This is a genomic window from Nocardia salmonicida NBRC 13393 (assembly GCF_001613085.1).
GTDB classification, from domain to species: domain Bacteria; phylum Actinomycetota; class Actinomycetes; order Mycobacteriales; family Mycobacteriaceae; genus Nocardia; species Nocardia salmonicida.
The window spans coordinates 1-22281 of record NZ_BDBR01000051.1 but is presented as its reverse complement, the minus strand read 5'-3'; the positions used below and the strand labels follow the sequence as shown (position 1 = coordinate 22281).

Below are 22281 nucleotides of genomic sequence, written 5' to 3'. Positions count from 1 at the left end.
GTGAAGAACAACGATCACGAGATCGGAACCCAGGTCAGCGCACCCCGCCAGCCGGCGTACGGCCGGATTGCCGATGTGCTCTCTACCCAGGGAGAAGGGTTGTACCTGGTCCAGTGGCCGAGCGGGCAGCTAGACACGATCGCGGGCGACTGCTTCGCCCCGCGAACCCTGACTGTTCTGTGCGACCTCGGGGAGTACCTTCCGGCCGGATCGGGCGAATGGGTCCAGCTCGACCCGCGAACCGTCGAACTGCCCGTCGCCGAGGCCGGATACTGCGGGCACACATTCACTGTGTGCGCTGAATGCGCCGAGAACTGGGCGCACCACAACGACGATGCGTACATATTCCTCTCGCCGTGGCCGCCGGAATGGTTGCGAGAACTATAAGCGCCCCCATAGCAGCAGGTCAGGGCCGAAAACGTGGCCGGGAGAGAATCCGGTGTGCGACGATAGATGCGTTGCGCAACACATGCCGGGAACTGGCGAGGGCGTAGTCGTGGCCGGACGCCAGTAAGTAGTTCCTCCCTTTGGGATGACCCAGCCTTTGGCAGGTCTCGGCACAACGCGCCGCGACTGCTTCAGGCTCGCGTCAGGCTATGCCGACGCCGGGAGTCGGAGCGTGAGGCTATGCCCACGCGGCCGACGACAACCAGACACATCCGCACAGGCGGCCGGACCCCGGCCGTCAGGGTTTGGTGCCCGGCCGCCGCAATCCGGAAGGCATGACCATGAACAAGGGAAGCAGTACCCCGATGGACCGCGAAGCCGCCGACCGCATCAGCGAGGCTGCTGAACGCGACCCCGAAAGCGCCACCGCTACAAGTGGTTTCGCCGACAGGGCCGAGGACGCAGCCGAGCGTAACGAGGCCGACGACTAACGACATCGAGAGCCGCGCCCGAACCCGATACAGTTCGGGCGCGGTCCCGGCCGCGGATTTTCGTCGGTGCCCATGCCTATGATCCGCCCGTGACCGATATCGTTTCGGCCCAAGCGCACGGGCTGGCAGATCCCAGGGTTGTGGATCGGCTGGCCGTGTTGGACGCGGCGGCCGCCGAGTACGCCCGCCCGATCCGCAACACCGAGGAGGCATACGCCGCCGATTGGCGCGCGTGGTTGCGGTTCCTCGAGGATCTGAATTCCACCGCCGACGAGGAAGAACAGGCCGGTTCACCGATACCGCCGACCGTCACGAACTTCGGTGTGTTTGTCGCCTTCATGGCCTGGCACGAGCGCCGGAAGCTGGCCCCGGCCACCGCAGAACGGCGGCTCTACGGCGTCATCATGACTTTGCGCCAGCGCTACGGTATCGAGGTACCGAAGCAGACGATCAGCGCCGCGCGGCAGACCCTCACGAACTACCGCCGCGAGCTGGCCGAGACAAACACCCCGCGCGGCCGAGGGCAAGCACCCGCCGCGACCGTGCCGGACCTGCGGCGGATCTGCGCGGCGCTGCCGCCGAACCTGACCGGGCACCGAGACCGCGCGATCGTGCTGCTCGGATTCGCCATCGCCGCGCGCCGATCGAATCTCGCCGCCCTGGACGTCACCGATGTGGTCGAGCATGACGAGGGCCTGGCCGTCACTGTCCGATACGGCAAGACCGGCGCCCGCGAGGCCGCCGTAGACCGAGGCACCAACGCCGGAACGTGCCCGGTCCGGGCCGTGCGGACCTGGATCGAGGCCGCCGGCCTTTCGGTCGGGCCGCTGTTCCGGCCGATCACCCGGTACGGCCGCCTGATCGACGCGCGGATGTCACCGCGGGCATGTGGCGAGGTGGTCACCCGCGCGGCGACCGCCGCCGGAGTCCCGTACCGCACCGGCCACAGCTTGCGCGCCGGACTGGCGACCGAGGCACGCAAGGCAGGCCACGACGTGAAAACCATTGCAGACCAAGGCGGTTGGAACCCCACCAGCGCCGAGCTGTACAAGTATCTGCGCATCGTGGACCGCTGGGCGGACAACGCCACGAAAGGCATCGGGCTATAGCACCTCAACCAGGCCGAATTGCATTAAATGCAACACCGCACGTTCCCGCTACGGGCTATTTCTCCTCGAAGTTCCCGCGCCAGCGCCGCGCCCCGTAACAGGTCGCGATAGACGCGACGACCACCCCGACACTGATCCCCAGGCCCGCAGCGTCGGGCTGGAGCGTCTTTCCTGCTGTCGCCGTGCCCAGGAGGAAGGCGAGGCACGGTAGCCCGACACCAGCTGCGGACAACAGGACATCAGCGCGGCGTGTGCGACCGGTCATGCGAGGGCATCCCTTCTTCGGTGGCCGGGGCCGGGGCCGCTTCGGTCGAGGGCTTGCGGCCCCGGATCGCAGCGTAGCCGGTAGCGTCAAACGCCGTGACCGGCAGCGTAACCCAGGTGATTAGCGTAGTGACCGCAGTCGGCCGCGTGGACCCACAGCATTTGGCCGAGGCGTACGAATCGCTGCGCGCGCAAGTGCTCCCGGCCGGGTGGAGCTGGGAATGGGCCGTCCAATCCGACGGCCCCCACCATGACGAACTGCCGCTGCCGGCCGCTGCCCGGCACGATCCGCGGGTCAGGCCGGGTAGCCAACCGCACGGCGGCCCAGCGGTCGCACGGACCACCGCACTCGCCCGCTGCCACGGCCCCCTGGTGCGGGTTCTAGACGCCGACGACCAGCTACCCGACACCGCACTTGCGGACGCGATCACAGCCCTATCCACCGATCCGGGCGTTGGCTGGACAGCGAGCGCAGTCCTCGACCTCGCCCCTGACGGCACCCTCACCGGCTGGGACGGCGATCCCGCCGAAGGCGTACTCCCGCAGGGATCGACCATCACCGCGTGGATCGCCGATCCGGCCGCGTTGCGTATCCATCCGGCCACACTCACCGTGCGCCGTGCGCTACTGGTAGCCGTCGGGGGGTGGTCAGCCCTGCCGGTCTCCGAGGACATGGGGATGCTCGCGGGCGTGGACAGCCTGGCCAGCGGGTACTTCCTGGCCACGGCGGGCCTGATACGGCGCTCACACCCAGGGTAGATGACACGCACCCCGGAGTTCGCCGGTCAGGTGGCCGCCTTGCGGGGGCTCATCGCCGAACGCGCGACCGTGCTGCGCGCGATGTTCCCCTCCGCAGAGGAAGACGCCGCCCAAGCGCGCCAACTGCTCGGCCGGCGGCTGCGCGACCTGCGCCGGGCGAGCAACCTGACGGGCCGGGATCTGGCGCACGAAGCGGGTTGGCATCCCTCGAAGGTCACCAAGACTGAGCAAGGCGGCCGGATGCCCACGCCCGATGATCTGCGTACCTGGTGCGCGATCACCGGGGCCCAGCTCCATCTCCAAGACCTTCTGGCCACCGTCCGCAACGTCGACGCGGCCGCTGTGGAGGCTCGCCGCGCCCGAGCCCGGCAACGAACCATCGCCGCGACCACAGACCAGAGCACCATTCGGAAGGCTGATTGATGCCGCGCTGCCACGATATCGGGCAGGATCGGCAGCGTGAGCGATATCGCGGCCGCCGATGAGCGCGCCATCTTGGACCAGTTACGCAGGGCACAGGACGCCCACCACGGCGGCGACCAGCCCACCGCGAGCGCGTTGGTAGACGATCTGCTGACCAGGTACGGGCGCGAGGCCGTTGACACGGTGCGTTGGCGACAAGCCGGTGATCAGCTGGCCGCCGATGTGAATCTGTACAGCATGTTCGGCGTGGCCGGACTGCTCGGCGACGACTAGACCTGTTGCCGCCGCACGGCCTCCCCACCACGCGCGCCCGCTCGGATCTCTCCGACCAGCAGCGCGGTCGCGGTCCGGGCGGTAGCGCACCGGTCCGCGACTGGAAGTGCCTCACACTGCGCGGTGATTGCGGACGAGTCGATGCCGTTGACCATCGCCGAGGCCAACTGACGGAATCCCATCGGCACCGGGCTACCGACGTTGCCGGTATCCACCAGGTCTACCGGAATACCGCCGAGGGTCTTCACTACGGCGACGCAGGCCCGCTCGACGAGCTGTGCCGTGGTCGGTGCGCTCTCGGCGATCAGGGGCAATAGAGCGTCCTCGCACGAGGGGCATTGGTCGACGGCCGCGCCGACGAGCTGGCTTAGTAGAACGCTGTCCACGTCCCCGGTCAGCTTTCCGCGCGGAACCTCGAACCCGGCATGTCCATGTTCGTTCACACGTCGATGGTGTCACCGATCAGCCGGGACCGTGCAATGTCCAGCTTCAGCGGATGAGAGCGGGAACCCCGGCCACAGGTCAGGGCTCCCGCCCCTATCCGACCGATGTTAGAAGGGGATTGACACCGGTCTCTCGCCATCATGCCACCGGCCACCGACGAAGCGCTGAGTCCGCCGACCCGGCCCCCGGTAGTCCACTCCCTCACCTCGATAAACACCCCTTCGAGTACCGTATATCGGTGCCTTCGATGACCAGTAACCCCGACGTTCGCGACCCCGATGTAGAAGCGAGTTGGATCAGCCGCACGGCCGATCTGGCGATCGAGCACGCGAAGCGCACGGGGGTGAAAACCATCGTGTGTGCATCCGGGATCAGCCCGAGCGGGCCGATTCACCTGGGAAATCTCCGCGAGGTCATGACCGCGCACCTGGTCGCCGAGGAGATCAAGGCCCGCGGCCTGGCCGCCGAACACATCCACAGCTGGGACGACTACGACCGGTTGCGCAAGGTGCCGGCCGGACTCCCCCGCGAATGGGAAGCCCACATCGGCAAGCCGCTGGCGGGCGTGCCCGATCCGTATGGGCAGGTCGATTCGTGGGCAACGCACTTCATCGACACGTTCACCGCATCGCTGGCGCGGCTCGGCGTACACATGCGCGAGATCCGCCAGTCCGAGCAGTACCGGGCCGGTACGTACAACAGCCAGATCCGGCGGGCCATGGATGCCCGCGAGCAGATATTCACGATCCTCGAGGGCTTTCAGACCGAGGGCCGTCACGAGAAGTCCGCCGACGAGCGCCGCGCGGAGTACTACCCGTTCAAGCCGTACTGCGAGGCGTGCGGCACCGATTACACCCAGGTCACCGGGTGGGTTGGGGATCTGCTGGCGTATCAGTGCCGATGCGGCTGGCACGGGACGATGAACATCGGCGATGGGTCGCGGATCTCCGGCAAGCTGGTGTGGAAAGTCGATTGGCCGATGCGGTGGGCGTTCGAGAACGTGGCGTTCGAGCCTGCTGGAGAAGATCACCACGCCCCGACCAGCTCTTTCGCATCCGGCAAGGTTGTCGTGCGCGACATCTTCGGCGGCGAGGCCCCGAGCACCACCGTGTATTCGTTTGTCCGGGTCGCCGGTGGCGGTGCGAAGCTCTCCAGCTCGGCCGGAGGGGCGGCCACTCCGGACACGGCGCTGGACATCCTCGAACCGGCCATGGTGCGGTGGCTCTATGCGCGGCGGCTGCCGTCGAACTCGTTCACTATCGACATGGCCCCGTCGGCTGTGTTGCGCCTGTACGACGAGTGGGACCGTTTTTCGGCCCGTGCCGTCGCCGGTGACGCCTCCCCGGTCGAAACCCACCTGCATCAGATGAGCGTGCGAACCTCAGCGGGTCCGGTCGAGTCGTCGGCCCGCCCGGTGTCGTTCCGGCTGCTGTCGTCGGTCGCCGATATCACCGCGGGCAACGCCGAGCAGATCGAAAGGCTTGTGCGCCAACAGCTCACCGCCGACGGCGCCGAAGACCTGCCCGACGACGCCGCGCTACTCGCCGAACTCGAACCGCGCTTGGACAACGCCATTCACTACGCGAAGTCGCTGCCCGAGGACGACCGCACGGTGATCCGGACGACGTTCAACACCGAGGCATGGGATCAGCTGGACCAGCAGACCCGCGACGGCGTGCAGCTGCTCGTTGACCGCATGAGCGGCGCATGGACGCTCGAGGAGCTGACGACGACGGTCTACGCGGTGCCCAAGCTCATGCACGGTTTGCCCGCCGACGCCGCACCGACGCCGGAGCTGAAGAAGGCCCAACGGGCGTTCTTCCAGGCCCTCTACCGGCTGCTGTGCTCGCGCGACACCGGGCCCCGACTCCCAACCTTGCTGCTGTCGATCGGCCCGGACACGGCCCGGACGCTGCTGCTCCCGCCCGCGTAAACGACCCAGCACCCGGCCGCCGGAATCGGCAGCCGGGTGCTGGTAGTGGTCGGTCAGGCCGCGTCGAGCAGGCCAGCGGCCCGCATCCGGGTCACGAACTCCGTCACCGCCTCACCGTCAACGGGTTGGCCATGGTGGTAGGTAGTCAGTTCGCGGGCGATGTCGGCGCAGCTGCGGGTTCCGTCGCAGCGCTGCATCACCTCGTAGCCGAGTTCGTCTACCACCGCGACTTCACCGTCTCCGGCGGGCACCAGCACCCACACATCGCCGGTTCGTTTCACCGATGCCGCAACAGCTTTCGGACGATCTACCGTGCTCGTGGTCATTCGGATTCTCCTACGTGTTCGAGCCAGGAATTGACCGCGACCGTTGCCCACAGTGCGGGCCCGTGGTCGTGGTGGCCAGCGAGGTACTTGTCAATCGCCACGCTGAGTTTGTCCCCGTCGATCACCCCTCGATCGACCAGCGGCCCACCAGCCGCCACAGCGCGGATGCTGTTCGCGGCCCGCGACAGACCGGCGTGCATCATCACCCGCGCGTCCGCTTTGTCTCGGCGCGCGGCGACCGAGGCGGGCAGCTCATCGGCGAGCGCGTCACGCAGTACCACTTTCTCGATTCCGTTCTTGCGCAACATCTCCGGCGGCAATGCCCAGGTCAGCGCGGCAAGGTCAGGGTCGAGGAACGGATAGGTGACCCGCACACCAGCGCGGCGGGCGGTGTCTTCCCACCACCCGCCACAGTGCACGCGCCCGGCCGCGCCCGCCTCACCGATCAGCGCCCGTGAATAGGCCGTGGTGAACTGCCCCGGCTCACTCAGTGTCGGGTAGCCGTCGGTGAGCCGGTCAACCAGGCCGGAAGCGCTGATATAGCTGGGTGAGAGCCACGGCGGAATATCGCCGAGGGCCCGCATCACCCGTGTTCCGCGCCGTTCGTAATCCCCGGCGATCAGGCCATCGACAACCCGCGCTGCGCCCGCTGGATCGGGGAAGGTCGCCAGCTCGGCCATCGCGCCGTCCACGTCCCCGTTGACGCGCCGGTCGGCCACCGTGAACACCTGCCCGAGAAGAAGTTCGTCACCGCCCTCGCCCGCGATCACCGAGCCCACCGGATCAGGATCGGCCGCGATCCTGCGCAGCATGGCCCAGTTCCGCCCGGCGTAGGTCCACGCCTCTGGCTCATCGCCGAACGGGTACTCGGCCGCGAGCGGCAGCAACGTGTCAGCGGGCATCCGCACCACCGGAATGCCCGTGGCTTGCTCGACCGCATCGACGTAGCGCCGTTCGTCGCAGGCGGCCAGTTCTTCGGTGCTGTAGGTCAGCGCGAACGCTCGCGGCCGCCGACGGAGCCCGCCGGCCACCGCAGCGGCGGCCAGCGATGCCGAGTCGATTCCACCCGAGAGCAGCACCGCGTCAGTGGGACTGCTACACCGCTGCATCGCGACCAGCAGCCGCGCCCGGAACTCAGCCACCACGTCACCGCGGGCAAGCCCGGCCACGTCCTCGGCGTCGATATGCCCCGCTCGATGCACGGTCGCCGCGCCGTCGCGAACGATCAGAGCATGGCCAGGCGGCAACCGGCGTACTCCGGCCCACGCCGACCCGGCCGGATCACACATCGACGGCACCAGGAACGGTGCGAGGCCCACCGGGTCCACACCGATTCCAGGGTTCGCGGCGCGCAGTCCGCGAATCTGGGAAGCCACCAGCACCGATCCGTGGCCAGCGCTGTAGAACAGCGGTCGCGCCGACATCGGCGACCGGTACACCACCGTCCACCGCTGGTCCGGCGACGCCACGACGCAATGCGCATCCCCGGTGACGGCGCTCACCTTCGCCGCGATCTTCTCCGGCGAGTCCGTCACGTCGAGGTCGCTGATCACGGATTCCATCCGCCAATGCACCCAGGACGGGGCCGACACCCCCGCCAGCAGCGCACCGCCCGCGAGCGTGAACACGCTCCCGGCCGCTGTGGCGCTGTCCTCGGCCCCGGCGGTGACCGCGACAGCGGGAACGCCCGCGTGCGCCCATTCCACTGATCGGTCAGCCATGGCGGCCGCCATGAGTTGCGTATCGGCCCGCGCGTCGCGGCCGGTGGCCGTCTGCGCCAGCGCTACCGATGACATGGGGTTGCCTCCTCATCCTGGGCCACATGCAGGACGCCCGAGAGAGCAACCAGCCGCAGCGCGTCTTGGCCGAGAGCGGCGCGCAGCTCGGCTACCGCCTGTTCGTCGTCGGTGACCGCACGGCACAGCGAGCACATCGAGGAATCGCGAAGGTTCTGCGAAACCCGGTGCTGCGCATCGGGACTGAGCCGACCGAACAACGCTTTCGGCCCTTGGGTATGTATCGAATTGATGATCGGATCGACCGAGGCCGCCGCCAGTGCGTCACCCACCTGCGCCGCCGACTCGATCGACAACCGCAGCGGTGAATGCGCCTGTGCCCCGCGTGCGGGGCCGCAGCAGGTGTAGAAGTCGATCTCCGGCGTCAGGATCGGTCGCCCGACCACTCCGCACGGACCGGCCGGAACATCGGCCACGTTCGCGTCTCGCCGCCGCGCCAACGCCACGCCCCGGCCGAACGGGAGCACTTCGGCCGTCTCCAGCCGGGCGCCGAAGCGCGCGGCCGCGGACTCCGCGATCTCGTACGCCGGATCTTCGCCCGCGCCGCAGTACTGCACGACCAGTTCCATCCGCGTCGGTGCCGCCGCCTCCAGGAGCCGATGCAGCGTGCCTGCGCCGATGTACCGCGCGGTCTTCTGGGTCAGGTGGAATTGGTCGAAGCTGACCGCGAGCTTGTCCAGGCCGGCATCGACCAGATCGGCGACGATCGCGGCGGCCTTCTTCGGTGACCGAGCCCAAAACCCGCTGGTCACCATGGATGTGCGCAACCCGAGTTCATGGGTCAGCCGAATCGTCGCCAACGCCACTTCCGGCCGGAGCATCGGTTCGCCGCCGGTGACGCACACACCGTCCACGTAGGCAGCCGCGCCGCGTACCGCACCCTCGATCTGCTCCCACGACAAGTCACCCCGCGAACGGGGTGACGAGTCGGTGATGCAGTGATCGCAGGTGAGTGGGCAGGCATTCGTCAGGTGAATCCCCAGCGTGTTATATCGCATCCCACACCCCGCGCGGGTTCAGCTGCTCTGGGATGAGTGGATGTGCGGCGTGATGACCTCCGGAAGATCGTCCACCAGTTCAGCTTTCGCGAACGTCGCCAGCACCGTGGGCCGCAACGTCTTGCCCGGTCCACCCCGACGATCCACACCGAGCCGCGATGAGTTGCCCATGATGTTCCTCCTTTGCGTATCAATAGCTTTCGGACTCCAACAGTGTTACGGGTCACAACGGCGGGCGTCAATCCCGAAAAGTGTTGCGGCCCTTGACATTTGAAATACGTACGCGCAGGTCAACGCCCGCGACGCGGGGTCTCCCCGAAGGTGCGTCGCGGGTGCGGACAATCTCGATTGGGTCAGTCGGTGCGGATCAGGATCGGCCTTCCTTCCCCTGCGGCGGCCGGTGTCGTTTCGGGACAGGGGGACGGCAGCGACCGCTACCGGTCCGGAAGTTGTCGGGGATCGCGCAGTCGGTAGAACTGCTGCGTCAGCGAGGATTCATCGACCCGGACCCGAAGGCCAAGCGCCGCGAACGCCGCGATCGACTCGTCCACCAGGTCGCGGAGGTTCTGTAGCTCATCACCGCCAGTGGGCGCGGCCTGGCCAGTCGGCCCCTCCCACGTCTTCCACCCCTCGAGCATCGATTCGAGCAAAGCTCTCCTTTCCTCGGTGTCGATTTCGGGTGTCGAGTCGTCCGGCTTTATCAGCAGCGGAAGTTGTGTGCCGGGATTTCTGCGCGGTGTCATGACCGGTCCCCGTCCGCGCCGTGAGCGCCGCTGCGGCGGATCAGGCCGTATCTGAACTGCACTTCGTCCCAGAGTCGGCGTGGCATCTCGGTGAGCGCCTGTCCCAGCTCCAATGGGGGCTGGAACGTGGTCTCGGTGCCATCGGCGCGGCGGACCAACTGCACGCGCACCACGGAGTCCACAATCGTCCACTCGGCCCTGTCCCCGTCGATCTCGCTGACTCTCGTCGTCGCTGCCATCCCAGGCACCATCACCTATTCCTCGCTCTCACTGCATTTTTCGTTCTATGTACGTCGCGGGTGCAGGTCGATCCGGTCGCACAAATGCCACCGGCCGTCGCTGTCCCGCCGCCAGGACCAATCGGCCTCAGCGGGCATCAGGGCGGATTCGTAGTCGTGCGGCTCGGCGTCCAAGAAGACGACCTCGAGGAGCACCGCACCGTCGAGGAGCACCAGGCGCACGCACAGCCGGCGCAGCGGCGAAGTCGCGGCGGCCGCGCCCGCGACCAGGGCCCGCGTCCTCGCCATTCCCGGTTCGAGCGGCAGCCGCCAGTACGCCAGCGCCGAAGCCGCCAGGGTCTCGCCGCCCGTGCCCGCAGTGTCGGCGGCCACCAGCATCAGTTCGGCGGAATCACGCACCACGAAGGCGGATCTGGCCGCGCCCTCATCTCCGATCATCAGCGCCTCCACCGGGCGGCCGTCACCGCGGATACTGCGGCCGTGCCGATCCGGCGGACCGGCACATTCACGCACAGTTCGGCGGCGACCACCGCCGCGCGGGTGATCTCACCGGCTGCCGCGAACCGGCCTACCTGTCGGCAGACCTCGCGATGCCCGCCGACCTCCTCAATGACATCGGTCAGCGTCAATGCTGTTGACAGTGAACGCATTTGATCGTTACCCCCCGTTCCGGAGCATCGGCTCCGTGGTGTTCATCCCCAGGTGACGCGAGGCCGGATCGGCGACCCATACGAAGGCATGGGCTTCAGCGCGTAGTAGCTCCACCAGCGTGTTCGGCGAGGCTGAACCGGGTCGGAGCATGTGCGACAGGCCCGGAACGGCAACGTCGTGACATTCGGAGCGCTTCAGTTCGACCATGAGCGAGGCGAACGCGGACCATGTGAGGTCCGGCGGTTCTTGGAACACGGTTCCGACATCGAAGCCTTCGGCTCCGGCGAACTCGTGGATCTGGCGTTCCCATTCCTCGAGCTGGCTCGCGTGCTGCCCCAGATCGGCACGCAGATACCCGTAGATCAGCGGCTTGACGTTCATGCCGCACCCCCGCTAAACGACCACCGCCGCCCGAGTCGGCTCCGCGCGGGCTCGGTGTCAGGGTTCGGTGGCCGAGGCCAATCACACTCCCCCATCGTCACGAACCCGAAGAGTTCGCGATCGGTGAGCCCTAATTCCTGCGCTCGCGGCTTCAACCAGGCAAGAAGGGTGGCGGCCTCTTCAGCCGCTCGGAGCGCGACTACTGCCTGTTCGGATGTCAACTGCCAACCCGGAAGGCAGGAAAGCTCCCAGTTCCCCTGGCCGACGTAGCGGGCCTGGTGGGTTGTCCGGTCGCTGAGCATCAGCCTTTGGGAGATCACTTCGACAGCCATCGCCACCACTCCCCTAGACGGCGGCCCGATGGCCTCACCAGCGAAAACCCACCCGGTCCGATCTTCACAGCCATCGCTTCACCTGCCTGTCTGCGGGGGTGAGGGTAACCCCGGTCACCCGGTCAGTGTCCTACGCGACTGGGTAGCATGGCAATGGATTCGGTGAAACTGTGTCAGAAAATCCGGACTCCAATAGTCTTGCGTCCGATTGGTGCGGATCGCCGGGCACAGTCTTGCGTTGAACACTCGCCAGATGTTTAATTTGGTTGACACATTGAGATGGCGTTAGGAGCAGGCGTGTCCCTGGATTCAGTCGGAACGGCGCTCATCCGCCGTCATGTCGGCAGGCAGCTCGCTCACCTGCGCGACAAGGCGGGATTGACGCAAGAGCAAGCGGCGCAGCGGCTAGAGAAGGGCAGGTCCACCATCATTCGTATGGAGGACGGTGCCGATAACGTGCGGTTCCGCGACATCGACATGAAGGCGATGCTGGATGTGTACGGGGCAGACCCCGAAGAAGCCACCATCATCCTCGCGCTTGCTGCGGAGACCCGGAACGGCAAGAAAAAGAGCTGGTGGCACGACTACACCGAGTTACCGGAGTGGTTCGGCCTATACGTCGTTCTGGAGGACTCGGCCACCCGAATCCGTGAATATGAATCCGAACTGATTCCCGGTCTTCTGCAAACGCGGGAGTACATGGAAACGGTCATCACCACACCCGCCGCCGGGGTAACCCCTGAACAGGTGCAGCAGCGGGTACAGGTCCGGGTCGAACGTCAAGGCGTGCTTACTCGGCCGAACCCGCCGAGGTTTGAGGCGGTGCTCAACGAAGCCGTGATCTGCCGCCCGGTCGGTGAGCCCGGCCTCATGATCGGACAGCTTGAGCACCTGCTTGAGGTGGGAAAGCGGCCGAATGTCTCGATCCGCATCCTGCCCTACGCGGCTGGGGCGCATGGTGGGATGACCGCAGGCAATTCGTTCATGCTGCTGGACTTCCCGAACGATCCGGGCGGCGAACCGATCGAACCTCCGCTCGCCTACGTCGATACGCTCACCGGCGCGATGTACCTCAACAAGCACACCGAGATCTCCGCCTACGAACGAGTGTGGCGCGACATCGACAAGAAGGCCCTCAGCGCCGGTCGATCCAAAGAACTCATCACTTCAGCACTGGAAGGATTCAGACAATGACCCCCTACGCAACCGTTACATGGCGGAAGGCCCGCCGCAGCGGGGGAAACGGAAACTGCGTCGAAGTCGGCGTATGGCGGAAAGCCACTCGGAGCGGGGGAAATGGCAACTGCGTCGAGGTCAGAGCGACCGATACGTCGATCCTCATCCGGGACAGCAAGTATCTGCGCGACCCCAGCAACGACCCCGAGGCCCAGCCGATCATCTCCCTTACCGTCGCCCAGTGGCGCGATTTCCTCGCCGCCGTTGCTGGCGTCTCCGAACTCCCCTCGGAGCCGGTGATCACCGTGCACAGCGACGGATCTGCCACGCTTGAATCAGCCGATGGTGTCGCGCTGGTCTACACGCCTACGGAGTGGTTGTACTTCTCCGAGGCCGTGACCGAGGGTGAGTTCGATGACCTCGCAGACCAGTGGAAAGCACCAGAAAATCAGCTCACCGTGGTCTAGGAGGCAAGCCAACGAAGTTGGCGCGGCAGCCCTTTCCCTACGCCGTGCGCCGCTAACTACCGGCTGACGGCGCAATCCCGCTGACGAAACGAACCACTGACCGGGCCCGCGGATTCGGGGGCCTGGTCAGTCGCATATCGGCACCCCGGCGCACTGTCGGTGGGGCGCGCGATACTGCGGCTGCATCAACCGCATACCGCACCCGTCCCCGGAAAACTGGAGGCCAGCAAGTGACCACTTCGACCGAGCTGGCGGCGACGCCGTGGAAGGCACCGAAGCCTCACGAGCTGCCGGAGTGGCGGATGCAGATGTGCGAGTACATCGGCAGCAGGGATTCCATGGAATCGCTCGCTCGAGCCATCAACGCCGGACAGACTTCCGTGTTCCCGACGGTGCCCGGCATGGATGCCTCCCCCGGAGCCATCGCCTCGATTCTGCTGGCGCGCTCCGAAGAACGCCGATTGCGCGAAGCCCAGCTGTTCTACGCCACTGCCGATATGACCTCGCTCGCGCTGGCGGCCGCCGCCGTCCCGCCCACTGAGCCGGTGAAGCCGTCGCGACTGCCTTCCCCCTACGGGTTCATGGTGTTCGCCGAGCCGATCGGCGGCTACACCCAGGAGACCGCAGATGCCCTGGCTGGAACTCCGATGGCGCGTGAAGGGGCCAACGCCACCGTCACCACACCAATAGTCGCGGTCAGCTGGGGTGAGTGGTCACCCGGCGATGTCACCGTGACCGATGGCCCTACGGTCCGCTGGGTCAACCAGCGCACCCGTGACGGCCTGAAGCCGATCCCCCCGCACTTCGACGGCGTATGGCTCACCTTCTACGCCCCGGTCGGGAACGCCTTCGAGGCCCTGGCGCCGGACACCATCATCGGCACCGCACCCGACGGCGCCCCGATGACAGCCGGCGACCTCCAATCCCACCCCCGCAGCACCCCACTGAACTGGGACAACGAAATGGCCTTGGCGTTCGGCGTGCCGTTCGGTGAGCCAGAGCCCGACACCACCAAGGAATGGGCCCAGGTGGTCTATACCGCCTGGCAGCTGATGAGTCAGACCGGGAAAACCCAGCTCACCGAGACCGAGGACATCCCCCGCAACCGTGCGGGCCGCAAACGGGACCACCGAGCCGGTATCGCCGGGCCCTCCGATGTTCGGATCGTCAACGTCCATACCGCGCACCGGCCCAGCCCGGCCGCCGCGGAACAGGACGCCACTTCCTCCACCGGCCGCCGCGCCCCGCAATGGTCGTGCCGCTGGCCCGTTCGTCCCTACCGGCGTAACACCTGCCTCAACCCCAGCCGCCACGGCGACGGCGGGTGCGAACACGAAGACCGCATCGTTCCCCCTCACATCAAGGGGCCCGCAGACAAACCGCTCAAGCTCGGTGAGACCGTCCACCTCTGGGACCATCAGCCAGAAAACTGATGCTGCGCGGCCCCACATCCCGGCCAAAATATGTGATGTTCAGCACCCCGGCGTGACGATCGCGGCAGCGCCGAAAACCGACGACCACGCCACCGGCCGCCCCAGCGAGGCTAAGCACCACCGCCGCGTGCGAACGCACAGCTAGTCAGTCAGTGGGCCTCGCTACAGTGGTCGAATAGGTCGTTACTACCGCTTATATCACCCAGGTATCGTGATGGTGATAACTGCTAGATAACGGTCCTTCCTGCGTGGTAACGCTGCGGGACTGTGTGCAGTGGGCCACGTAGATACGTGCGCAATCTGAAGATCGCTGTATAGAACCTGGAGGTCGGGGCTGCGGTGGAGGAGAGCCGGTTACAGAGCATCCTTGAGGGGATACCTCTGACACCGCCGTGGACCGTGGGAGAGTTCACGACGTACTTGTCCGAACGACTCGATAAGCGGATCGTGCTCGACCCCTGGCGGGTGCATGTGCCGTCGGTGTCGCGCTGCGGCGCTCTGTGGGTGACACAGCAGGAACTTGTCATCAAGTACGACCCGGCCCGTTCCCCGCGCGGTCAGCGGCAAGAGATCATGCACGAGATCGGTCATGTGCTGCTCGAACATCGCGGTGACGACCAATTCGACGTGACAGATTCGCTGCTGGCCGAGGGCCTGGACCCGCGCCGAGTCCGCGAAATCATGCACCGTCGGCACTTCGACTCCGACGCCGAGCGCGACGCGGAATGGCTGGGCACGCACTTGGCCGGCCTGAGCCGAGGCCGACCGGATGACACCGGAGGCGCCGGACACCGAGCGGCGTCGCTGATCGAACTGAACTGGCGATGAGCCCCAGCCCCTTGCTGGTCGCCGAGGCAACTTCTTCGGTATCCGGTCCGGTCGCGGCGGCCCTGCTGACCTGGATCGCGGCCGCGCTGATCCTGCGAATGGCCGTGCTGGTCGATCGGGTACGCCTGGATTGGGCAGTAGCAGTGCTGATCGGGTCCATGTGGTGTACCGCGTTGCTCCGAGACCGACAGCTGCAAGCGGTACTCACCCGGTGGATATCTCTCGCGGACGTGCGACTCGCGACGCACGCGGCCGCGCTCGTCGGTGCGGGCGCGATTCTATGGATCGGTCTGCTGTGGCGGGCCCGGCGGCCGGTCCCGAACACCGTCATGCCGCTGATCTGGGCGACCGTAGCGGCGCTCGCCGGAGCGCTGGCGTGGATCTCCGCACCAGCACGGGCGGCCAATATCGCGGTCGAGGAACTATCAGGCTGGCGGCCGGGGGTCTACCTCACGGTCTACTCCCTACCCACCGCATTGGCCGAGATCCTGCCGCTGGTCACCGCACTCGGCCTGATATGGCATTGGCGTAAGAGCTGGTCCCGCGCGTTGTTCGGCGCGATCGTCACCGTCTGCATCGCGATATCCCAGCTCGACGCCTGGACCCGGATCGTTACCGGGTGGCTGATCACCACCGGCGTGGGCGACCAGCTCACCGCCGAACGCGCCGTCGGCAACGACCTGCTTTTCCTGCTCCCCGTCGCGCTGATGATGCTGCTGGCGGTGCCGTCGATCGCAACTTCGCTCGCAATCCGGCTGCACAAGGACGCGGCGTCACGGAACGTTCGAGTTCTCGCGCCGATGTGGGAGGACATGATGGCCGCCCGGCCGGAAATGCGCCTGCACGTTCGCGCCCGAGCCACATTGCCGCAGGTCACCGAACACCGGATGCGCATCGAGATCGAGGACACGATTATCTCCGCCGCGCCGCACCTAACCGGCCTGAGCCCGCGCCCCACCCCGGCGCAGGTGTGCCAAGCCTTGCGCGCCGCGCTCAGCGCTGGTGACGCCGAGCGAGGCGACGAGGCCGCCGCCGCGCCGCCCTGGATAGGCGACGAAGCCTTCGTACTCGACATCGCCAACGAATGGACCCGACCCCGCGCCGAACCAGGCCAGCCCCCTGTAGAAGCCGACTCGAACACCCGGAAGGCAACCACATGACGACAACGACGAAACCCACTGCACAGAAGATCCCGCACCCGCCCAAGCGGGTTCCGATCCTGGGTGACGTACTCGGCATGGACCGCAAACGCCCCAATCAGAAGACCTTGTGGCAGTTCTCCCAGCTCGGCCCGCTGTACCGGCGCACGTTCATCGGCGGGGTGAACCTCACGTTCGCAGGCTCGGCGGACCTGATGCGCGAGGTCATCGACGAGAAGACCTGGCAACGCCACTTCGCCCGCCCATACGAGAAGCTACGCGCGATGGCCGGTGACGGCCTGTTCACCGCGGCCAACGATTCGCTGGAGTGGAAACGCGGGCATGAGGCCCTGATCGACGGGTTCGTACCCGCCGCGATGGCGGACTACCACGACGCGATGGTGAGCGTGGTGAACCTGACCTCGCAGTGGCTCGGCGACCGCCGGACCGTGACCGACACCGCCGCCATGATGGGTGACGCCGCCCTCGAGACCATCGGCCTGGCCGGATTCGGGTACTCGGTCGGCGCGTTCACCGAAACCGACACGGCGGGCCGGGCCCCGTTCGCCGATGCGCTGACCCGAGTGTTCGCCTACGTACAGGAATCGGCAATCCCGGTGCTGGGCAAGCTGACCGGCGGCAAGCGGGCCCGCCAGCACGCCGCCGACATCGAATTCATGAAGCGCACGGTGCTCGATGTCATCGAAACCCGCCGGCGCACCGGCGAGCGGTGCCCTGACCTGCTGGACCGGATGTTGCACCCCGAGAACGGCGAGGTGCTGCCCGACGACAACATTGCCGATCAGGTGCTCACTCTGTTCATCGCAGGACACGAAACCACCGGCAACCTGCTCGCGTTCACCACATACTTCCTGGCGCGAGATCCGGAGCTCGCGGCCCGCGTGCGCGCCGAGGCCGCTGCGGTCACCACCGATGGGCGGATCGCCTACGAGGACGTGGCCAAGCTGAAGGTCACCGAAGCCGTGATCTCCGAAACGCTGCGGCTCTGGCCGACCGCACCCGGTTTCTTCCGCGCCGCGCGGCAAGACACCACGCTCGGCGGATACGACATCGCGGCCGACGAATGGGTATTCGTGCTGCTACTGGCGGTGCACCGCGACACGAACGTGTGGGGCCCCGACGCCGAGGAGTTCCGGCCGGATCGGTGGCTGGTCGACGGGTTCCGACCGAAGCCGTGGATGTACCGGCCATTCGGCACCGGGCCGCGGGCCTGCATCGGAAGGGCGTTCGCGCTGCACGAGGCCAAGCTGATCATCGCCTCTTTGCTGCGTGACTTCGAGCTGGAGACCAGCGGCGAACTGGATGTCGAGGAGAATCTGACGCTGCGCCCGTCCAACCTCGAGGTCGAGTTCCGTCGGATCGGGTGACACAGGTAGGGAGCTGATCTAGGCGGTACGGGGCGGAAGCGCCTGTAGGTCGGCGATCAGCTCCCTGAGCTTGTCGCGGGTCATCGCCCGCGCCGCGACATGCTGAACACCACGATCACGCACGAGGGTCCAGAGCTGGACCCGAAGATCAAGATCCACGTCCTCATCACCGTTGGGCAACAGGATGCCCACATCGGTGACACCGCACAACGCGCACAGCGCCTCCGCGATGTCGCGCGGAATCACGAGAACCGCGCCGCTGCGCAGACTCTCGATATACGCGGGCTCGACCGTACGACCAAGCCGTTCGGTGAGTCCGGCGGCAATCTGGTCGTTGGTGAGCGCCGGTTCGCCCCAACGGTGGTTGTACTCGATCATGCGCTCGAGCTTCTCGGCCAACGGCAGTGACATCGGGTAGTTCCTCATTCGTTGATCCTGCGGGGCGCGGCGAAAATCTGCTGCACCAGCGCCCACCGCTGCGCGAAACGTTCTGCCTGCTCAGCTGGCACTGAATCCGGGAGTCGGCCCAGCAACCAGCGCAGGTACATCAACTCGTTTTCGTCTTGGACCGTGGGCGCCTGCGGAGTCCGGCGCATGTAGTGACCAAGCAGCATCTCTATCGTGGCCGAACTCAGCGTGCCCTCATACCGCTGGCGCTCGACATCGGCGATCGTCCAGGCCCGCAGGATGCGATCCGCCACGGTGTCCATGCTGTTCACGATCGCCGCCAGTCGCTCGTCACCCCCGGCGGCGTCGGCAACCGATTCGGCCATCTTGACGGTGGTCTGAATCAGTTCGGGTGGAAACGGGATGTACAGCACGCTCGGTACCGGTTCCTCCGGGGCATCCGCGTCGATCTCCACCGGCGGCCGCCGCATCGTGAACGCGAGTTCGGCCGAGCGTTCCTTCCACTTGTACACCTTGTCTAACCTGGTCAGGGTGTCCTTGCGGATGCGCCCGGCCTCGCCGTTTTCGATCTTGCTAATCGTCAACGGGTTCAGCCCGACCGCAGCGTGAACCGCCTGCTTGGTCAGGCCCAGGGCTTCACGCCGCGCCAGCGCCACCTGGCCCAGGTACTCCGGGTGTTGTGTAGTCATCGCCTCGACTCTACGTAGGAACGCACGCAGCAAGGCTGCTACGTCCACATTTTCGCCGACGCTACCCGATTGCATCAGGCAGTTCTCAACGACGCAACCTTTAGTTTCTATGACCATCTGCAACGGACTCCAATCAGTAAATAACCATCCTTGGTAAGGATACTAAGCACAAACACTGTTGAAAGTAAGCGGCAAGCTGGGTACAGTCACCGGTTGTAGCTACAGGCAGTCGCGCCTTCCCGGCGCGACATCCCAGGGGGCACCTTCCGTTTCTCGGCGTGAGCAGGGGCGGCGCAGGGCCCCGTCAGCAGGGGCCGCGACCCGCCTGGAGCGCAGGAAACCGAAGGAAGGCTCAGCGTGACCAACCCACTCACTGCCGCCGGGGCCAACAAAGCCCAGGGCGCCGAACCGCCGGCCGCCGGTGCTGCGGCCCTCCTCGGGCTGGTCGTCGGCGCGGTCGCCGCGCCGGGCCTGGTCCCGCTGGCAATCGGGTTCGGCATCGGTAACCGCGGATACGCGGCGTCCAAACACCGCCGCTTCTGGCTGTGGCTCACCCCGGAACGCTGGCTGCTGATGGCCGCGACCGCACTGTCGTTCGCCCTGGTGATCGGCCTTACCGTCGCCGCGATAGTCCAGGTGTCCCACGGGGCAGGTCCGGGCCATTTGTGGCCCTGGCTGGTCGCATCGCTGACCGTCGGCAGCGCGGGAGCGCCGGGCGCGTTCCTGATCGGCCGCCGCCTGCTGCGCCGCGAACTGCTCGAGGGCCGTAGCCGCGATGTGCTCGTGAACGCCCAGGCCATCGACGCGATGACCGATGCCGACGACGAGCAGGTAGCGCGGTCGGTCGGGGTATCGCTGAACGAGGACACCGTAGGTCTGTCGGTGCTCGATCCGAACCGGGTGATGACCGCGCCGGTTCCCGTCGATGTGGACAAGGACGTTCGCTACGGCGTCGGCATCCTCATGCCCGACGATTCCATGACCGACCGCCGCAGGTCGGCCCAGTTCACCGCCCCGAACTGCGATCTGCTGCTGGTCCCGGCCACGGCCGGTCAACAACGCATTCAGGTGTTCGCCGGGTCCGGCGTCGGCAAGACGGAGTTCCTGGCAGGCGTCCACGCCGCCCAGAACCGCATGGCCATGACCACGGTCATTCTCGACCTGAAGGGCATTGCCGAGGACGCCGAGCGTTTTGCCGCCGATGCCCGCGCACAGCGTGACTACGTTGGCGCGGAACAGCTGGTCAGGGTGGAGCGCGGCGGATGGGACTTCTTCGACACCACTCGTGACGAGCTGCTGGACCGGTTGATGTTCATCGCGCCCAAGACGCAATCGACGGACTTCTACACCAAACGGTTGCGCCGCGTGCTCGACATCATCATCGACGGACGCGGCACCAAACCCCTGGTGAGGTCACTCGATGAGCTGACCGAGCGCCTGGCCGATCCGGTACGCCATCTCGGCGCGCAGCTGGCCGGGCCGATCACCGAGAAAGACCGTCACGGCGACAGCGACGCCAAGAGCGTGGCTCAGGACGTGGAGGCGATGTTCGCGCCGCTGCGCAGGCTGTTGCCGAAAACCGGTGAGGGGTGGAGCTTTACGAAGCTCCCCCAGGGTTCGGCGACGATCGTCTCCCTGCTCCCGGTGCGCCCGGCGGAACGATTGCTGGCGAACTTGATGCTGCGCGATCTGCGCGAACTACTGGCCCAGCGCTCCGAGCAGAGCAAGGCCGGAACGAAGTTGCACCCGCTCGCGGTGACCATTGATGAGTTCCCGCAAATGGTGGAGCCAGAAATGGATGCCGCCGACGAAGCGGTTCGGATCTTCGAGACCGCCCGCGCCGCCGATGTGGGCCTGATCCTGGCGTCTCAGACCGTCGAGGCATGTAGCACCGATGCGCAGATGCAGCGCCGGATGCTCGGTGCCGGAACCGCCGTCGTGCTGGGACGTTCCGCGCTACCCGACACCGTGACCGAATCCGCCGGTACGCGCTGGCAGCTGGAGGCAGCAGGTGACCCGTACGGGCGCGGGATCAACTCCGCTCGCGCACAGCAGACCTTCGCCGTCAGCCCGCAGCAGGTCCGCCAGCTCCACACCGGCCTTTTCTACCTGATCCACGAGGGCGCGACAGCGCGATTCATGGCCTTCCGAACCATATGACCACCGATCCAATCTCGATTTCTGTTGTCCAAGAAGGGAATTAGGAAATGTACAAGAAGATCACCACGGCCGCCGTCGGTGCAGCCTGCACCGTGTGCATGGTCGCCGGGGTCGCCACCGCGGACCCGGTTACACCGAGCCCGCAGGTTCCCCGTACCAGCCCCTCGCCGCAGGCCACTCAGCCTCCGGCCCCGGAGCCGGTAACACCCGGTGTGTCCAGCTTGCCGCAGGCGCCGCCCGCGACAGTGTGGCGGCAGTCCCCACCCAGCACCGGCAACGGCGGGGGTGCGTACAACGGTGGCGGGAACGGCGGCGGTACGAACAACGGCGCAGGCAACGGCGCAGGTGCGAATAACGGTGGTGGACAGGCGGTTACGCCCGAAGCTCCCGCCGAGCCGCCCAAGTACGAGCAGATCATCTTGCCCCCGACCCCGCCGGATGTGCTCGGTTCCGGTGCGTCCACCATCCCGCGCCCGGACATCGTGCCGCGCGATGTCGCCCAGTGGGCGAACGGATGGCTGGACTACGGCAACTCCGTCGTTGATGGCGTCTACACCTCCGCCGGAATGCCGCCGGACCAGGCCAGCCGCGCCGCTGCCGGAACGACGACCGGCGCGGCCGCCGGTGCGCTTATCGGCGGCACGACCGGGGCGGTACTGGTGGGCGTGCCCGCCGCCGTCGCCGGTGGTCTGATCGGCGGAACAGTCGGCGGTATCGCCGGTGCCGCTGTGGGAACTCTGGTCCCCATTCCCGTTGTCGGAACCGTGACATCCGGCGTAGCCGGAACCGCTCTCGGCGCGGCCGCTGGCGCAGCGGCGGCCGGTGCGGCCGGTGCGGCAGTCGGCGGTGTCGCCGGTGCCGTGGTCGGCGGAACGATCGGCGGTGTCGCCGGTGCGGCCCTGTCCGGCGGCCCCGGAAACCCGACGATGCCCACCGATCCGCTTCCGCCGATCCCCGCCCCGGAGCCCATCCCGGCCCCGGCGCCCTCGCCGGAGGTGCAGGCCGCGCCGATGCCCGCCCCTGCCGCTCCCGCTCCGGGCCCCG

26 protein-coding genes and 1 pseudogene are annotated in these 22281 nt (G+C 66.9%); 15 read left to right on the top strand and 12 right to left on the bottom strand.

From position 1 onward, the window contains the following. The 6 genes from NS1_RS34035 to NS1_RS34005 all read left to right on the top strand — a co-directional run bounded on the left by NS1_RS34035 (position 1) and on the right by NS1_RS34005 (position 3706). Entirely contained in the window at positions 1–387 is a 387-nt protein-coding gene (locus NS1_RS34035) for a hypothetical protein (protein ID WP_062991193.1), read from the top strand. Between the two features lie 335 nt (positions 388–722). Then, the gene (locus tag NS1_RS34030) at positions 723–878 is read left to right on the top strand and encodes a hypothetical protein (RefSeq protein ID WP_157125540.1); all 156 of its coding nucleotides are present in this window, start codon (positions 723–725) and stop codon (positions 876–878) included. 89 nt (positions 879–967) lie between these two features. Further along, positions 968–1987: a site-specific integrase gene (locus NS1_RS34025; protein ID WP_157125539.1), complete on the top strand. Its 1020-nt coding sequence runs from the start codon at positions 968–970 to the stop codon at positions 1985–1987. Positions 1988–2380: 393 nt separating this feature from the next. Then, the gene (locus NS1_RS34015) at positions 2381–3010 is read left to right on the top strand and encodes a glycosyltransferase (RefSeq protein ID WP_062991186.1); all 630 of its coding nucleotides are present in this window, start codon (positions 2381–2383) and stop codon (positions 3008–3010) included. Beyond that, positions 3011–3433: a helix-turn-helix domain-containing protein gene (locus tag NS1_RS34010; protein ID WP_062991184.1), complete on the top strand. Its 423-nt coding sequence runs from the start codon at positions 3011–3013 to the stop codon at positions 3431–3433. A 36-nt stretch (positions 3434–3469) separates the two neighbouring features. Next, entirely contained in the window at positions 3470–3706 is a 237-nt protein-coding gene (locus NS1_RS34005; protein ID WP_062991182.1) for a hypothetical protein, read from the top strand. On the opposite strand, the gene NS1_RS34000 is transcribed toward NS1_RS34005, so the two are convergent. Further along, positions 3703–4149, bottom strand: coding sequence for a hypothetical protein (locus NS1_RS34000; RefSeq protein WP_062991180.1), 447 nt, complete (start codon positions 4147–4149; stop codon positions 3703–3705). The genes NS1_RS34005 and NS1_RS34000 overlap by 4 nt on opposite strands. Positions 4150–4202: 53 nt before the next feature. On the opposite strand from NS1_RS34000, the gene lysS reads away from it, so the two are divergent. Continuing rightward, positions 4203–6083 carry a lysine--tRNA ligase gene (gene lysS / locus NS1_RS33990; RefSeq protein ID WP_255284800.1) on the top strand — a complete coding sequence of 627 codons (1881 nt, stop codon included), beginning with the start codon at positions 4203–4205 and terminating at the stop codon, positions 6081–6083. Between the two features lie 53 nt (positions 6084–6136). Here the strand turns inward: lysS and NS1_RS33985 are convergent, their stop codons facing one another. The 9 genes from NS1_RS33985 to NS1_RS33950 all read right to left on the bottom strand — a co-directional run bounded on the left by NS1_RS33985 (position 6137) and on the right by NS1_RS33950 (position 11217). Beyond that, positions 6137–6409, bottom strand: coding sequence for a PqqD family protein (locus tag NS1_RS33985; protein ID WP_062991174.1), 273 nt, complete (start codon positions 6407–6409; stop codon positions 6137–6139). After that, positions 6406–8205 carry an asparagine synthase-related protein gene (locus tag NS1_RS33980; RefSeq protein ID WP_084504729.1) on the bottom strand — a complete coding sequence of 600 codons (1800 nt, stop codon included), beginning with the start codon at positions 8203–8205 and terminating at the stop codon, positions 6406–6408. The genes NS1_RS33985 and NS1_RS33980 overlap by 4 nt, the downstream gene beginning before the upstream one ends. Continuing rightward, positions 8193–9203, bottom strand: coding sequence for a radical SAM protein (locus NS1_RS33975; RefSeq protein ID WP_084504728.1), 1011 nt, complete (start codon positions 9201–9203; stop codon positions 8193–8195). Before NS1_RS33975 ends, NS1_RS33980 begins: the two co-directional genes overlap by 13 nt. A gap of 18 nt (positions 9204–9221) precedes the next feature. Next, on the bottom strand, positions 9222–9374 hold the full coding sequence (locus NS1_RS40520; RefSeq protein ID WP_157125538.1) for a hypothetical protein: 153 nt from the start codon (positions 9372–9374) through the stop codon (positions 9222–9224). A gap of 263 nt (positions 9375–9637) precedes the next feature. Beyond that, entirely contained in the window at positions 9638–9946 is a 309-nt protein-coding gene (locus NS1_RS33970; RefSeq protein WP_157125537.1) for a hypothetical protein, read from the bottom strand. After that, positions 9943–10185 carry a hypothetical protein gene (locus NS1_RS33965; RefSeq protein ID WP_157125536.1) on the bottom strand — a complete coding sequence of 81 codons (243 nt, stop codon included), beginning with the start codon at positions 10183–10185 and terminating at the stop codon, positions 9943–9945. The genes NS1_RS33970 and NS1_RS33965 overlap by 4 nt, the downstream gene beginning before the upstream one ends. A 45-nt stretch (positions 10186–10230) precedes the next feature. Beyond that, on the bottom strand, positions 10231–10623 hold the full coding sequence (locus NS1_RS33960; protein ID WP_157125535.1) for a hypothetical protein: 393 nt from the start codon (positions 10621–10623) through the stop codon (positions 10231–10233). After that, a complete protein-coding gene (locus NS1_RS33955) occupies positions 10623–10835 on the bottom strand; it encodes a hypothetical protein (protein WP_157125534.1) in 213 nt (70 codons plus the stop codon). The genes NS1_RS33960 and NS1_RS33955 overlap by 1 nt, the downstream gene beginning before the upstream one ends. A 7-nt stretch (positions 10836–10842) precedes the next feature. Further along, positions 10843–11217 carry a hypothetical protein gene (locus tag NS1_RS33950; protein WP_062991160.1) on the bottom strand — a complete coding sequence of 125 codons (375 nt, stop codon included), beginning with the start codon at positions 11215–11217 and terminating at the stop codon, positions 10843–10845. Positions 11218–11846: 629 nt separating this feature from the next. Between NS1_RS33950 and NS1_RS33940 the strand changes: the two genes are divergently transcribed. The 6 genes from NS1_RS33940 (at position 11847) to NS1_RS33915 (ending at position 17980) form a co-directional block, all read left to right on the top strand. Then, positions 11847–12743, top strand: a complete 897-nt coding sequence (locus tag NS1_RS33940; RefSeq protein WP_218019998.1) for a helix-turn-helix domain-containing protein — start codon at positions 11847–11849, stop codon at positions 12741–12743. Then, complete coding sequence (locus tag NS1_RS33935) at positions 12740–13192, top strand: DUF397 domain-containing protein (protein WP_062991154.1); 453 nt, start codon at positions 12740–12742, stop codon at positions 13190–13192. The genes NS1_RS33940 and NS1_RS33935 overlap by 4 nt, the downstream gene beginning before the upstream one ends. A gap of 230 nt (positions 13193–13422) precedes the next feature. Further along, on the top strand, positions 13423–14625 hold the full coding sequence (locus tag NS1_RS33930; protein ID WP_062991153.1) for a hypothetical protein: 1203 nt from the start codon (positions 13423–13425) through the stop codon (positions 14623–14625). A gap of 399 nt (positions 14626–15024) precedes the next feature. Continuing rightward, positions 15025–15453 carry an ImmA/IrrE family metallo-endopeptidase gene (locus NS1_RS33925; RefSeq protein ID WP_062991151.1) on the top strand — a complete coding sequence of 143 codons (429 nt, stop codon included), beginning with the start codon at positions 15025–15027 and terminating at the stop codon, positions 15451–15453. Next, entirely contained in the window at positions 15450–16613 is a 1164-nt protein-coding gene (locus NS1_RS33920) for a DUF6545 domain-containing protein (protein WP_062991149.1), read from the top strand. The genes NS1_RS33925 and NS1_RS33920 overlap by 4 nt, the downstream gene beginning before the upstream one ends. Next, positions 16610–17980 carry a cytochrome P450 gene (locus NS1_RS33915; protein ID WP_062991147.1) on the top strand — a complete coding sequence of 457 codons (1371 nt, stop codon included), beginning with the start codon at positions 16610–16612 and terminating at the stop codon, positions 17978–17980. Before NS1_RS33920 ends, NS1_RS33915 begins: the two co-directional genes overlap by 4 nt. Before the next feature lie 18 nt (positions 17981–17998). Here the strand turns inward: NS1_RS33915 and NS1_RS33910 are convergent, their stop codons facing one another. Then, positions 17999–18406, bottom strand: coding sequence for a hypothetical protein (locus tag NS1_RS33910; protein ID WP_062991145.1), 408 nt, complete (start codon positions 18404–18406; stop codon positions 17999–18001). Next, the gene (locus NS1_RS33905; RefSeq protein WP_084504727.1) at positions 18403–19194 is read right to left on the bottom strand and encodes a helix-turn-helix domain-containing protein; all 792 of its coding nucleotides are present in this window, start codon (positions 19192–19194) and stop codon (positions 18403–18405) included. The genes NS1_RS33910 and NS1_RS33905 overlap by 4 nt, the downstream gene beginning before the upstream one ends. Before the next feature lie 240 nt (positions 19195–19434). Between NS1_RS33905 and NS1_RS33900 the strand changes: the two genes are divergently transcribed. Together NS1_RS33900 and NS1_RS41240 are read left to right on the top strand one after the other, a co-directional pair. Next, positions 19435–21237, top strand: a complete 1803-nt coding sequence (locus NS1_RS33900) for a type IV secretory system conjugative DNA transfer family protein (protein WP_062991141.1) — start codon at positions 19435–19437, stop codon at positions 21235–21237. A gap of 47 nt (positions 21238–21284) precedes the next feature. Continuing rightward, positions 21285–22281: pseudogene (locus NS1_RS41240) on the top strand (hypothetical protein); the annotation flags it as partial.